Annotated in this window: 10 protein-coding genes; 4 read left to right on the top strand and 6 right to left on the bottom strand. The window is 68.0% G+C overall.

The annotated features are described in order from the left end of the window. Positions 1 to 140: 140 nt before the first annotated feature. The 3 genes from GUV69_RS01495 to GUV69_RS01485 all read left to right on the top strand — a co-directional run bounded on the left by GUV69_RS01495 (position 141) and on the right by GUV69_RS01485 (position 3,295). Positions 141 to 1,520: an amino acid permease gene (locus GUV69_RS01495; RefSeq protein ID WP_164199095.1), complete on the top strand. Its 1,380-nt coding sequence runs from the start codon at positions 141 to 143 to the stop codon at positions 1,518 to 1,520. 181 nt (positions 1,521 to 1,701) lie between these two features. Continuing rightward, positions 1,702 to 2,529: an alpha/beta fold hydrolase gene (locus tag GUV69_RS01490; protein WP_164199093.1), complete on the top strand. Its 828-nt coding sequence runs from the start codon at positions 1,702 to 1,704 to the stop codon at positions 2,527 to 2,529. Between the two features lie 118 nt (positions 2,530 to 2,647). Further along, on the top strand, positions 2,648 to 3,295 hold the full coding sequence (locus tag GUV69_RS01485; protein WP_164199091.1) for a phosphoribosyltransferase: 648 nt from the start codon (positions 2,648 to 2,650) through the stop codon (positions 3,293 to 3,295). A 31-nt stretch (positions 3,296 to 3,326) separates the two neighbouring features. On the opposite strand, the gene GUV69_RS01480 is transcribed toward GUV69_RS01485, so the two are convergent. From GUV69_RS01480 to GUV69_RS01465, 4 genes are all read right to left on the bottom strand, one after another. Next, positions 3,327 to 4,694, bottom strand: a complete 1,368-nt coding sequence (locus tag GUV69_RS01480) for an MFS transporter (RefSeq protein WP_244292585.1) — start codon at positions 4,692 to 4,694, stop codon at positions 3,327 to 3,329. A gap of 80 nt (positions 4,695 to 4,774) precedes the next feature. Further along, a complete protein-coding gene (locus tag GUV69_RS01475; protein WP_164199088.1) occupies positions 4,775 to 8,032 on the bottom strand; it encodes an AAA family ATPase in 3,258 nt (1,085 codons plus the stop codon). Beyond that, positions 8,029 to 9,234, bottom strand: coding sequence for an exonuclease SbcCD subunit D (locus tag GUV69_RS01470; protein WP_164199086.1), 1,206 nt, complete (start codon positions 9,232 to 9,234; stop codon positions 8,029 to 8,031). The genes GUV69_RS01475 and GUV69_RS01470 overlap by 4 nt, the downstream gene beginning before the upstream one ends. A gap of 92 nt (positions 9,235 to 9,326) precedes the next feature. Continuing rightward, positions 9,327 to 10,289 carry an MIP/aquaporin family protein gene (locus GUV69_RS01465; RefSeq protein ID WP_164199084.1) on the bottom strand — a complete coding sequence of 321 codons (963 nt, stop codon included), beginning with the start codon at positions 10,287 to 10,289 and terminating at the stop codon, positions 9,327 to 9,329. Between the two features lie 205 nt (positions 10,290 to 10,494). Between GUV69_RS01465 and GUV69_RS01460 the strand changes: the two genes are divergently transcribed. Next, the gene (locus GUV69_RS01460; RefSeq protein ID WP_164199082.1) at positions 10,495 to 11,574 is read left to right on the top strand and encodes an ADP-ribosylglycohydrolase family protein; all 1,080 of its coding nucleotides are present in this window, start codon (positions 10,495 to 10,497) and stop codon (positions 11,572 to 11,574) included. Here GUV69_RS01460 and GUV69_RS01455 read toward each other — a convergent pair. Both GUV69_RS01455 and GUV69_RS01450 read right to left on the bottom strand, forming a co-directional pair. Beyond that, positions 11,561 to 12,079 (bottom strand): DUF4395 domain-containing protein, encoded by a 519-nt coding sequence (locus GUV69_RS01455; protein WP_164199080.1) that lies wholly within the window; start codon positions 12,077 to 12,079, stop codon positions 11,561 to 11,563. The genes GUV69_RS01460 and GUV69_RS01455 overlap by 14 nt on opposite strands. A gap of 68 nt (positions 12,080 to 12,147) precedes the next feature. Then, positions 12,148 to 13,161 (bottom strand): exonuclease domain-containing protein, encoded by a 1,014-nt coding sequence (locus tag GUV69_RS01450; RefSeq protein WP_164199078.1) that lies wholly within the window; start codon positions 13,159 to 13,161, stop codon positions 12,148 to 12,150. Positions 13,162 to 13,213 lie beyond the last annotated feature (52 nt).

The following is a 13,213-nucleotide window of genomic DNA, read 5'->3' as shown; positions in this document are numbered from 1 at the left end:
TATAGTCATATTGACCAGAACTGATTCTACGGCCACTTTCGTCCGATACAAAATGTTTCGTGCGCAGGACCCCTGGCCCAAGGGGTAAATTCAAATGGTCCCTTTCGAGGGGCGCCCCCTACCCAAGAAGGTTCACAGGCATGACAGCGAAGTCCACGGCAGTGCGTCCGGAAGCCCATCTCGGCCACACCATGAAACCCCGGCAGCTCACCATGATGGGCCTGGGCAGCGCGATCGGCGCCGGCCTGTTCCTGGGGTCGGGAGCGGGTGTGCAGGCGGCCGGACCGGCCGTCCTGGTGTCCTACCTGGTGGCCGGAACGCTTATCATCCTGGTGATGTGGGCCCTGGGCGAGATGGCCGCGGCCAATCCCACCAGCGGCGCTTTCTCCGTGTACGCCGAGCGGGCACTGGGCAAAACGGCAGGCGCCACCGTGGGCTGGCTGTGGTGGCTCCAGCTGGTGGTGGTCATTGCCGCCGAGGCCCTCGGAGCCGCAGGCCTCCTGTTTACCGTGTGGCCGGTGATCCCCGTCTGGGCGCTTGCTCTGATCTTTATGGTGGTGTTCACCGGCATCAACCTGACCGGAGTGAGGAACTTCGGCGAGTTCGAGTTCTGGTTCGCCATCCTCAAGGTCCTCGCCATTGTCCTGTTCCTGGGCGTCGGCGCCGCGCTGCTGCTTGGCTTCCTTCCTGATGTTGCCTCGCCGGGACTGGCCAACATCACCTCAGATTTCGCTCCGGCGGGACTAGGCGGCATCGCTACGGCGCTGTTCGTGGTGATCTTCGCCTTCGGCGGGACCGAAATCGTGGCCGTTGCCGCCGCCGAGACCGAGGATCCGGAACACAGCGTGGGCCGGGCCGTGCGGACCGTACTGTGGCGCATCCTGATCTTCTACATCGGCTCAGTCTTCGTCATCGCAGCCGTCCTGCCGGTCAGCTCCGAAGGTCTTGCCTCGCCTTTCGCGGGTGTGCTCGACGCAGCCCGGATCCCGGGCGCCGGCACGGCAATCACGTTAGTCGCCGTCGTCGCGCTTCTCTCGGCCCTCAATGCGAACCTCTACGGAGCGTCCCGCATGGCCTACTCCCTCGCGGAACGCGGCGAGGCACCCCGCTTCCTCTCACGCCTGAGCGGTGCCAGCGTACCCATGATTGCGGTGGGCATCTCGGTGGCATTCGGCTTCTTCGCCACCGTGCTTGAACTGCTGTTCCCGGACCGGATCCTGCCGGCCCTGTTCCAACTGGTGGGCTCCACCTGCCTGGTGGTCTGGGGCACGGCCCTGGTGTCCCAGCTGATTCTCCGCCGCCGGGCGGACCGGGACGGGACTGCCCTGCCGCTCCGGATGAACGGCTTCCCGGGCCTGACCATCTTCGGCCTGGTGCTGCTGGCCCTGATCTTCGCCGTCGGCTTCAGTGCCGAAAGCAGCCGCATCCAGCTGCTTTCCACCTTCGCCCTGGTTGCAGTCCTTGCCGCTGCCTGCTGGGCCGGCGCACGGTTTGCCGCCCGCCGGCGCAACCCCAGGTAGGTAACAGTTGATGTCGTTTTGAGCTCTCATAACTGCATCAACTGCGACTCAGATGCAGGGAACGAAACCCGTAAATCCGCAGTTGAGGCGCCCGGTCCGCAGGCAGGTAAAGTGGTCCCGAAGGATGACGCACTGACGCGCCGGGCCCGCCTGAGCGCCGTACTTGACGAGGACTGACACTATGAGCGGCAGGCACACCGGCGAGATGCATTCACACACTGTTGAGGGCACCGACCCCCAGCTGTATGTGGAGGTGCATGATCCGGCCACTGACGCGGGACTCCGGCCCGTCCTGCTGATCCACGGCTTCTCCTCCTCCAGCAAGCTGAACTGGGAGGATACCGGCTGGCTGGCGGCCCTCCTGGAAGCAGGCCGGCGCGTCATTACCGTTGACCTGCCCGGCCACGGCCGCAGCGGCGCCCCGGAGGACCTCGATTCCTACACCCCGAGCCGGATCCGTGCGGATCTGCTGCAGATAACGTTCGACGCCGGCGTGCGGCCTGTGGTGGACGGTGACCCTGCCAGCGGGGTTGACGTGGTGGGTTATTCGTTGGGCTCCCGCCTCGCCTGGGAGTTCGGCGCCACCCAGCCCGAGCTGGTCCACCGGATGGTCCTCGGCGGCCCTAACATCGCTGACCCCCTGGCGGAATTCGACCTCATCGCAGCGCAGCGCTACCTCGCCGACGGTACTCCCATTGCTGACCAGTCCACAGCCGGGCTGTTGAAGATGGCCATGCTCCTGCCAAGCAACAACATTTTCGCGCTGTTGTCCCTGATTGAAGCCATCAAGGCCGAGCCCTTTGATCCGGCAGAAGCAGTGCCGCACATGCCCATGCTCCTGGTGGCCGGAGATAAGGATGAACGCGCAGGCACCATGCCACGGCTTGCCGATCTCGCGGCCCGCGCCGGGTCCATGGCGGAACAGCTGGTGCTGCCCGGGCGGAGCCACACCAACGCCATCACCAGCAGGGCCTTCAAGCAGGGCGCCATCTCCTTCCTCGGCGTCTGACCAGGGCCACCCTGACCTGCGCCCGCCGGTCACCAGCCGCGGCGTCGCTGGAGTATCCCGCCAATTCACCGGGCGGCGGTAGGCTGGATGGCGGGGGCGAGATGCCGGAGAGGGACCCATGAGCACGCGTTTTGAAGACCGCACCGATGCCGGTGAGAAGCTGGCGGCGGTACTCACGCAGTTCCGGGAACGCCCGGATGCGATCGTGCTGGGCCTGGCCCGTGGCGGGATTCCCGTTGCGGCGGCAGCTGCCAAAGCCCTGTACCTGCCCCTCGGCGCCGTCCTGGTCAGGGAACTCGGGATTCCGGGCCACGACGAAACAGCCTACGGCGCGCTGGCCTGGTCCGGTGGACGGGTAGTGCGGCTGCTGAACCGTCCGCTGATGACCCGGGTCATGGAGCACGGCGTACGCCAGGAGTGGCTGGACGAAGTGGAACACCGCGAGCGGGCCGAACTGCTCCGCCGGGCAGAGACCTACCCCGGCATCCACCATGATTTAAAGGGCAAGACCGTCATACTGGTGGACGACGGCCTCGCCACCGGCGCCACCATGCGGGCCGCTGTGGAGGCAGTCCGGTCGGCCGGTGCGGGCACTGTGGTGGCCGCCGCCCCGGTGGGATCGGTGGAAGCCTACACCGCCGTGTCCGAGGTCTGCGACGCCGTGCTGTGCCTGCACCTGCCTGGCAAGTTCCGCGCCGTGGGCAGCTTCTACCGGCACTTCGAGCAACTGTCCGACGAGGACGCCATCAGCCAGTTGACTCCCTAGCCTTCCCCTTTTTGCCTGTGAGTTCCTGGCTCTACGTTGTGTGTTTCCGGAGCACGGCAGCAGCGGCCACGCCGAGCACAAACAGCGCACCGGCAGCAGCCACGGGGACGGCAAAGGCAGCATGGTAGCCGGCGTGCTGCGCCAACTGGCCGGCCACGGAAGCTCCCAGTGCCGTGCCCGCCACGATCCCGCTGGCCAGGGCAGTCATCACCGTGCCAAGCCTCTCCGCGGGCGCAACAATGCCACCAATGGCAAATACGGTGACCATCACCGGACCCACCGGCAGTCCGAGGAGCAGCAGCACACCGACCATCCCGCCGAGGGAGTCCGGCGCCAGCAGTAACGGCGCCAGCCCCGCCATCAGTGCCGCGCTAACCAGCCAGCGGGCGGCAGGCTTAAAGCTCCGCGGCCAATATGCAACTGACAGGGCGGCAGCGGCGGAACTCACTCCCAGTACCGCATACAGAAGTCCCGCGATTTCGGACGTTGCGAAGCTCGCGGAGAATGAACTCAGGGCCGTCTGGGTGGACCCGAAGAAGGTGCCCATGGCCACCATGGCCAGCACAGGCAGGGAAACCGCAGCGGGAATCCGGGCTGCGCCGGATGACCTGGCGCTGGTTCCGGCGGCATGGGCTGGGGCGGAATTCGCTCCCGGGATCAGCCTTACGGGTACCGCCTTGTGCGTGGGGTGCACAGCGAAGGCAGGCACCAGGGTAATGGTCATGACCACCGCCACGGCGAGCGGTAGCCAGGGGGCCACCAGGCTGGCGAGGATGCCCACAAGTGCCGGGCCCAGGACAAAGGTGAGTTCGTCAGCCGTGCCTTCGTAGGACAACGCAGTATCAAGATCCCGGTCAGCGTCCTTGCCTTTGCCCCGCGCGGTCAGGGCCATCCAGCGGACACGGGCAAGCGGGCCGACCTGGGGGCAGCTTCCGCCCGCGAGGAAGGCTGACAGGATCAGGGCCGCCGGGAAGGATCCGTCTTCCGGCACAGCCCACGCCGTACCGATCAGGGCCAGGACGGCCAGGGCGTTGAGCACTGCGGCCACCAAAAGAACGGGCCGTTGCCCGTGCCGGTCAGCAAGGGCTCCGATAACCGGCGCACCGATGGCTGAGCCGATTCCGACGGCCCCGGCGGCGGTGCCACCCAAGGCATAGGAGCCAGTGGACGACGTCACCAGGGTCAGGGCGCCGACCGTGAGCATGGCCAGCGGCAGCCGGGCGAACAGCCCGATCGGAATGAAGCTGCGGCCGGCGAGATGCGGCAGCCTGGCAAAGCGGCCGCGCGGTGGAGACGGCGGGGCGGCAGAGACAGCCGGGCGGACCGGCACGTCGGTCTCAGTGGGGCGGGCGGAGACTTCCGGCTCAGCGGAAGGCGAAGAAAGGGGTGAAGGGTTCAAAGTTCCGGGCTCGTTCATTCATGCGCATCGTCCCTCCTCCCGATGCGCGCTGACCCGGTAACTGTCTAATTATAGCCGGATCAGACCAGAACCTCGGCGGCGTCGGAAATGCGCAGGGTGGAACCGTTGCGACCCTTCAGGACCTGGAGCTGGGTGCCGATGCGCTGCTTCATCTCCCCCACGTGGCTGACGAGGCCCACCACACGTCCGCCATCGCGGAGGCCTTCCAGCGCATCCATGACCTGTTCCAGGGACTGCTCGTCCAGGCTGCCGAAGCCCTCGTCCACAAAGAGCGTGTCAATCTGGATTCCGCCGGATTCCTGCTGGACCACGTCCGCCAGCCCCAGCGCTAGTGAGAGCGAGGCCATAAAGGATTCCCCGCCGGAGAGGGTGGATGTATCCCTGCGATGACCGGTCCACTGGTCCACCACTTCAAGGCCCAGCCCGGATTTCGCGCCGCGGGCGGCCTTGGCGTCGGAGTGCTGCAACAGGTAGCGGCCGTCGCTCATGGCAACCAGCCGCTCCGAGGCCGCCAACGCCACCTGTTCCAGCCGCGCGGCAAGGACGTAGCTGTTCAGGCTCATCCGGTACGTGTTGTCGCCGCGGCCCGCAGCAGTGTCTGCCAGGGCAGTGAGCAGCCGGGCGTGCTCCCTGGGCCCTTGTCCTGATCCGGCGAGCTGTTCATAGTCGCGGCGGATTGTGGTCAACGATTCAGCACAGCGTGCGGCCATGCCGGCGGCGAGGTCGGCGTCACGCGCTTCCTGCCCTGCCTTCGCGGCTGCTTCCTGAAGCTCCGCCAGGAGGTCCCCGTCACCTGCCGGATCCTCAGCCGCTTCCTTTACAGCCAGCTGCAGTTCCTCCGATGCGAAGAGCTCGGCAATCCGGGCCTGTTCGTCGTGGCCGGCCCGGACCTCGGCGTGCAGGGCAGCTGCCTCAGCCGCCGCCAGCAGCTGGGCCCGGGCTTCTCCGGCACTACTGAAGCCGGCCTCGGGTAAGGCGCGCTCTAGCTGAAGACGTGCTTCCTCCGCCCGGGCTTTGGCTTTGTCCAGCAGGTCCCGGGCTGCTACGGCCTTCTCCAGCGTGGCCGCGGCCTCCCGCAGCGACCGCAGCCGGCGTGTGAGGCTGCGGTGACTTCCACGCAGGCCGGACAGCGCCTGGTCCAGGGATGCCAGGGTGTCCCCGACCTCGGCCGACGCCGCCGAAACCCGCGCGAGTTCGTCCGCCGCGGCGCTCCTGTCCGCTTCCGCGGCCTCGATCCGGACTTCTGCGGCTTCGATCCTCTTCCGGAGGTCCTCAAGGTTCTTCACGGCGAGCCGGGACTGGCCGGCAGCGTGGCGGGCGGCTGCCACGGCCTGGACGGCCTCGTCCTCGGGCGTGTCACCGCCCTGGCCGGCCAGGACAGCCACCAACTGGCTGGCCTCGCCCAGCTCGGCGGTGATTGCTGCCAGTTTCGCCTCGGCTTCCTCATAAGCATGTTGGGCAATCTCTTCAGCCTGGCTGAGCCCAAGCACGGACGCCGCCGCCTCCGCGGGGGCCGGGTGGTCTTCGCTGCCGCAGACCGGGCAGGCGTCCCCCTCAGCCAGGTGGGCCGCGAGCTCGGCGGCAGCGTTGGCAAGCCTCTCCTCACGCACGTCCAGCCAGCGGGCCTTCGCCTCGAGCTGGATCTCCCGGGATGCCGAGTGCCGCTGTATGGCCTGCTTCTGTGCCGTGACTGCCGTCCCGTACCGGCGGACAACGTCCAGGAGTTCCTCTGCGGCTGCGGCTTCCTTCGCGTGCAGGACGGCCGCCGAGGCCAGCACTTCCAGGGGCTTCAGTTCGGCCGTCAGGTCCGCCTGCCGGGCCCGAAGGTCCGCTAGCCGCTCGACGAGCTCCCTGCCGGATTGGGTCAGCTCCTGCTGCCGGGCCGCGAGCGAAGTGCGCCTCGCGGCCAGTGCCTGGAGTCGCTCCTCGTCCGGCAGCCTGGCTTCAACGACCGCCAGCAGTGACCGGATGCGGCTGAGTTCACCTGTGACGTCAAGGGCGACGACGGCGTCTGCATTCCCGTCGGCGGCCACGCCGGTGCCTGTTCCGGGCATGCCATTGCCACCGTCCGTGTCCGGAAACCCGTCCGTGCCCAAGAGCCCAAGCGAGTCCGCACCCGGTCCCGCGGCTGTCCCCTGTGCCGCATCCAAAGCGGAAAGATCCAGATGTTCGAGTTCGGCGTCTTCGCCCGCGGCCATCCGCAGGAGCGTGATGGCCGATTCCATCTCGCCTGCCGCGTTCCGGACCTGCCTTTCGCTCGACTGCACAGCCTGCAGTTGGCCGGTGAGCACCTCGGCGCGACGGTGCTGGTCCAGCCGCGAAGTCAGCACCTCAAGGGCCGGAAGCGACGCCGCAGCGGCTTCCTTCCGGGCCTGCGCGGCGGCCAGCCTCCGCTGCCGTTCCCGCCTCGACGTTTCGCTCTCCAGCGTGGCTGATGCGTGTTTGCTCACCGACACCGCGGTCTCCGCTGCTGCTGCGAGTTCGGCCGCACGCCGGGCTACGGCCGCCTGGAGCCAGCCAAGCCGGGCGCCGGGTTCGTCCCAGGCGTTGCCTGCCCCTCCTGCAGCGTCCGCGTCATGACCCGCGCCAGTGCCTAAGCCGCCGCTAGAGCCAGGGCCGGCCGCGGCAGCATCATCGATCGCCAGTGCCGAGGCCTCGGCTTCCGCCCGTGCGGCCAGCAGTTCAAGCTCCGCGTTGAGCTTGGCAACATCGTTCCGGGCGGCCAGGGCGCGGGCGGACAGTTCCTGTTCCAGCGCCTCGAACCGCTGCGTGCCGAAAAGTTTCTGCAGCAGTTCCAGGCGGTCGGAGGCCTTTGACCTTAGGAAGGCCGCGAAGTCCCCCTGGGGCAACATGACCACCCGGGTGAACTGTTCGCGGTCCATGCCCAGCAGGGCAGTAATTTCAGCGCCGGCCTCGTCGTTTCGGCCGGACCTGTCCGTCCACGCCCCGCCAACGCGTTCCCGCAGGAGGGTCTTCGCCTGCTGGGTGGTGAAGCCGTACTTGCCGCGGGCGCTGGGCTTGTCCCAGGCCGGGGACCGGGTGACCTCGAAGTGGCGTCCCTGGGCGGAAAACTCGCAGGTCACAGACGGTTCAAGCGCAGGCTCAGCATGGTCGCTGCGGAGGCGCTTGCCTTCCTGGCGCGCACCTGGCACCGATCCGTACAACGCGAAGCAGACGGCATCCAGCACGCTGGTTTTGCCGGCTCCTGTGGGTCCGTTCAGGAGGAAAAGGCCGTGGGCGCTCAGCCTGTCGAAGTCCACCTCTTCAGTGCCGGCGAACGGTCCGAACGCTGACATGGTCAGGCGGTGGATTCTCACAGCGATGCCTCCCGGAGACGCACATTATCCAGCGCAGCGGCGAGGGCCAGCCGCTCGGCATCATCCGCATCCCGTCCCCGGACATGCTCCAGGAAACCGCAGCAGACCGAAAGGTCGTCCTGGGCTTCGGCAAGCCGCGTGCTGTAGCTGGTGGTCGATCTGGCGGACCCGCCCTGCGGATCAAACCCGAGGACCAGCGTGTCCGGAAAGCGCACCCGCAGCCGTTCCATGGCCTGCTGCGGCCGCTGCGCATCAGTCAGCGTGATCTGGCACAAGGCGTCCTCGGCCCAGGCGTGGTCGCCGGACTCCAGGAGTTCGGTGATTTCGCCGCGGAGCACCGCCAGCTTCCGGGGAGCGTCCCACGACAGTTCCGAGACGTTGGTGACACCCTCCGGGCCGACATCAATCAGCCAGCTTCCCTTGGTGTGCCTGGCCTCGGAGAACGAGTAGGCCAGGGGCGAGCCTGAATACCTGACCTGCGGTGACAGGGTCTGCCGGCCGTGCAGGTGGCCCAGTGCGGTGTAGCTGAAGCCATGAAACAGGTCCAGCGGAACGGCGCCGACTCCCCCGATGCTGAGGTCCCGTTCGCTGTCGGAGCTGATCCCGCCGCTGGCGAATGTATGGGCGAGCACAACGGAATGCACGGTTCCCCCCGCGCTGCGCTGTGCGAGATCCGCCCGGATGCGGTCTGTTGCGGCCCGGGTGACGGCGAAGTGGCTCGCAGGCTCTGCGCCCAGCTGTTCCGCGACGAGGCGTGGCTCCAGCCACGGGATTCCGTAGATGGCCAGGACGGCGGCGTTGTCCTTGCTCCCGCCCGCCCCCGGGCCAGCGGCCGCGCCGGGCTCCAGGGGCAGGACCAGGGGCTGGTCCAGGTCCGCCAGCCTGGTCCGAAGGTGCACTCCGCCACGCTCCAGCAGGCGGGAGGCGAAACCCAGCCGGATGGCGGAGTCGTGGTTGCCGCTGGTCAGCACAACCCGGGCGCCCGCCGCTGTCAGCCGGACCAGCGCGTCATCCAGCAGGCGCACGACGTCCACACCCGGCAGGGCGCGATCGTACACATCACCGGCGATCAGGACAACGTCAATCGCCTCCGAAGAGACGGTACTGACAAGCTGATCAACAAATGCCCGTTGGGCGTCCAGCATTCCGACGCCGTGGAACGACCGGCCCAAGTGCCAGTCCGAGGTGTGCAATAACCGCATATTCCTACGCTATCGGCTGCCACTGACAACGCAGGAAACCGCCGCGGCAGGCTGCCTCTTCCTGTTCCGCCAGTGCGTCCGCGCCGGTGCTCCTAGCCACGCTTGCCGTCGAAGAATTCCCGGGCCTCGTCGCGGCGGGCCTGCTCCCGCACGGCGGCCGCTGCAGGGGCCCCGGTGTCGGAAAATCTGGCGTCGCGCGCTTCGTCGCCGCTACCTTCGATGTCGTCAAGATCGTCAAAGTCAGCAGCATCATCAGCTTCGGTGTCCGCTACAGAACCTGCGGCGGGGGCGTCACCGGCGGCGAAGCCGCGGAAGACGAGCCCGGCAATGGCTGCACCCACGATCGGGGCGACCCAGAACAGCCACAGCTGCTCAAGGGACCAGCTGGAGCTGAACACGGCGGAGGCGGTTGCGCGGGCCGGGTTGAACGGGGCGTTGCCCACGGACAGGCCAAGCTGGAGCAGGACGGCGGCGGCGAGACCCACTGACAGGGCGGCGGCGGCCTTGTTCATGTTGTTGCGGGCGGTGGTGCCCAGGAAGACGGCGACCAGGATGGCCGCGCCGAGCACCTCGAGCAGGAGCACGCCGGCCAGGGGCGCCTGGATGATGGAATGCTCACCGAAGCCGGCGGTCACCGTGTCGAAAGCCGTTCGGCTGTCCTGGATGCCCGGCAGGGTGCGGAGGATGCCGAAGAGTGCCAGGGCACCCAGCAAGCCGCCCACCAGCTGCGCGGCGATGTAGGCCGCCGCGTCCCCCAGGCGGATGCGGCCGGCAACCGCGTGGCCCACGGTCACGGCGGGGTTGAAGTGACCGCCGGAAACGTAACCGAAAGCCAGCATCGCCGCCGTTACGGCCAGGCCTGCGGCGAGTGCGGCCGGCAGGGGGCTTGACTGGGGAATGGAGAACAGCGGCACGCCCAGGCCCGCCACCACAATGAAGAGGCTGCCGAACGCCTCTGCGGACAGCCTGGACACCAGCCCGTGCCGGATGCCGGCGCTGTTGCCTGCTGCCGGCCCGGAGGCGGAATCATGGTGGACGGGAACAGGCGTGGTCATGGTGGGCAGTCCTTTTCGTTGGAGTCGCTGCGCGTTCGTTGGAGCGTCGCTGCGCGCAAAGTGTTGAGGGGGGCCGGCGGGATGTAACCGCGGCGGCCTCTGCATTCTGCCAAGGAATTCTGGGCGTTGGCTGAGTCCGAGCTTAGTGGATGGCCGGGCGGGCACCCGGCGCGTGCCGCCTCCGAGCCACGGTAAATTGGCTGGTATGAGCATTGATCCGGGCGCCGTCGCGCCCTCGCTGACGTCCCGCATCCACGGCTGCCTGCTGGGCGGCGCCCTGGGTGACTCGCTGGGCTACGCGGTGGAGTTCGACACCATTGAGGCAATCCGCAGCCGGTTCGGCCCCGCCGGCGTGACCGATCCCGCAATGCTCGGCGCCGGCAGCCACTTTTCGGACGACACCCAGATGACGCTGTACACGGTGGACGGCCTGGTGGAGGCGCTGGAGTGGGCCAATGACGGGGTGGGTGCCGATGTGAACGCCTGCATCTGGCTGGCCTACCTCCGCTGGCTGGCCACGCAGGGCGAGCCTGTGCCGTCGTCGTCCCCCGTGCAGCCGAAGCGCTGGATCGACACCAATGACGTCCTGCGGCACCGCCGTGCACCCGGAAACGCGTGCATCACCGGACTGGCCACCGGCGAAATGGGGACGGTTTTCCGGCCGGTCAACCCGGAGTCGAAGGGCTGCGGAACCGTGATGCGCTCCGCCCCGTTCGGGCTGATTCCCCATATAGCGTCCGACGCCGTCTATAAGTTGAGTGCCGATGCCGCCGCCCTGACCCACGGCCATCCGTCCGCCCGGCAAAGTGCCGGCGGCTTCAGCCTGCTGATCCACCGCCTGGTGGCCGGCGACAGCCTGCAGGACGCGGCGGCGGCGGTCCTGGATGAGGTGCGCGGCCTGAAGGATGTGGCGGCCGAGCTCCCGGAGCGGCTCGAAGCAGCAATCCGCGGCGCAGCCGCAGGCGTCCTTTCGCCGGAGGAACTGGTGCGGCACCTCGGCGAAGGCTGGGTCGCCGAGGAAGCGTTCGCCGTCGGGCTTTATGCCGTCCTGGCCACGGCGCCGGGCGCGGATTCCGCACCGTCTCCCGAAGATCACTTCCGGGCAGCCATCGCCCTGGCCGTGAACCACAGCGGTGACAGCGACTCCACGGGTTCCATCGCGGGAAACATCCTGGGCGCGTACTACGGGGAGGCGTGCCTGCCCAAAGCATGGCTCGAAGCCCTCGAAGCCCCGGAGGTCATCCGCGGCATGGCCGATCTGCTGGCGGGTGTTACGACCGCCTGAGCGCCACGTTGTTGCAGGCCTCACAGACGTCCTCCGGGATCAGGCCGCGGCGCTGCAGGACGCCGAAGATCACGCAGCCCAGGCAGAATCCGGCGAAGGCTTCGAGCGAGGCCGCCGCGATGAGGACCGCGAGGACAATCCAGGCGGCCGGCGCGGCGCCCGCGGCGAACAGGATCAGTGCCGTGGTGGAGACCACCGTGCCCACGCCCTGCGCAAAACGCTTCGGCGGCCCGGGCACGAGGCGGGCGCGGCCCAGTCGGGGCGCGAGGACCTTCACCGACAGGAGGGCCAGCGGCGAAATCCGCGGCCCGAACAGTACCCGCAGCCAGAATCCGCCGGCGATCAGGGCCAGTCCCCACCCGGATCCGGCCAGCAGAGTCACACCTGCCAAAAGCACCACCAGGCCGGCGGTGATGCGGGCAGCGTATTCATTGACTGGGTTGGGGAAGGCAAACACGGCGGGCCAGTTGATGCCGCTGCCGGATCCGTGCGTGGGTTTGCTCATCCTGCAAGGCTAGGAGCCGCCCGGACGGCTGGGAAGATTTGTTGCGCCGGATGAACCAGGCAGCGTGCCTAGACGGCAGCAGCACCTGCGTAGCCGCCCACCATCTGCAGGAACTCTCCCTCGGAGAGGACCTCAATGGGCTGGCCGCGGTCATGGAGCTCCAGGACGCGCCGTGCCTTGCCGGTCAACCGTCCGGACCGCAGGTCCGAGGCCACAAACCCGTCGCCCACCACAAGCACGGTGGTGCGGGCTGTCACGCGGCTCTCCGGCCGGGCACCCAGCTCGGCCGAGCGCACCTTTGCCTCCGGACGGCCCATGGCCAGTTCGCCGGTGAAGACCACAGTCTGGCCGTACAGCGGATGGGACGGCTCGGCGTCGGCGTTGGGCAAGGGGTTGGCGCCTTCCTCCGGCCAGCCGGAGAGGAATGGCCGGACCGGCGCGCCGCTGCGGCCGGCAGCGGCGCCGGAGAGTGCGGCGATGCTGGGTTTCGAGAGGTCGTCATAGGCCGGGTCAAAGGATTCCTGCCGGGGCAGCTCGAGGCCCAGGGAGAGGTACAGCTCGGCGATGCTGTTGGCATTGTTGCGCGCCGCGATGTCGATCAGGATGCCGGCGCAGGCTCGGGCGTCCTCCGCGGCATCGTGGTGGTTGACCAGCGGCACACCGGCTTCCTCGGCGGCGAACGGCAAGGAATTAGACACCAGCGAGTAGCACCGCCGGGACAGCATCACGGTGCAGACGTACTCATAGGCAGGACCGGCGAGCCCTGAGACCTCAAGGCCGGACCGGATCACGCCAAGGTCAAAGGCGGCGTTGTGGGCTGCCAGGATGTCCCCGCCAATGAAGGCCCCGATCTCCGGAAACAGCTCCCCGAACCGCGGACGGCCTGCGACGTCCTCGGATCTGATGCCGTGGATCCTGGTGTTGTGGTACTCAAAATGGTCGTGGTTTGCCGGGGGCCGCATCAGCCAGGAGGCTTCCTCCACCACGCGTCCGCCGCGGACCTTTGTCAGGCCCACCGCGCACGGCGATCCCCGGAAGCCGTTTGCCGTCTCGAAGTCGATCGCCGTAAAGTCCAGTCCCACGGCCCATACTTTACCGCCGGACAGGGCCGTTCCCGTGTCACTGGGGCGGCCC

The sequence above is a fragment of the [Micrococcus luteus] ATCC 49442 genome (genome assembly GCF_010367585.1).
Lineage (GTDB): Bacteria > Actinomycetota > Actinomycetes > Actinomycetales > Micrococcaceae > Arthrobacter > Arthrobacter luteus_A.
This window is presented reverse-complemented; position numbering and strand designations above follow the sequence as displayed.

Coding starts and splice junctions, on each gene's coding strand:
- GUV69_RS01460 (WP_164199082.1), top strand. CDS start 10,495: ATGAGCATTGATCCGGGCGCCGTCGCGCCCTCGCTGACGTCCCGCATC.
- GUV69_RS01455 (WP_164199080.1), bottom strand. CDS start 12,079: ATGAGCAAACCCACGCACGGATCCGGCAGCGGCATCAACTGGCCCGCC.
- GUV69_RS01495 (WP_164199095.1), top strand. CDS start 141: ATGACAGCGAAGTCCACGGCAGTGCGTCCGGAAGCCCATCTCGGCCAC.
- GUV69_RS01465 (WP_164199084.1), bottom strand. CDS start 10,289: ATGACCACGCCTGTTCCCGTCCACCATGATTCCGCCTCCGGGCCGGCA.
- GUV69_RS01490 (WP_164199093.1), top strand. CDS start 1,702: ATGAGCGGCAGGCACACCGGCGAGATGCATTCACACACTGTTGAGGGC.
- GUV69_RS01470 (WP_164199086.1), bottom strand. CDS start 9,234: ATGCGGTTATTGCACACCTCGGACTGGCACTTGGGCCGGTCGTTCCAC.
- GUV69_RS01485 (WP_164199091.1), top strand. CDS start 2,648: ATGAGCACGCGTTTTGAAGACCGCACCGATGCCGGTGAGAAGCTGGCG.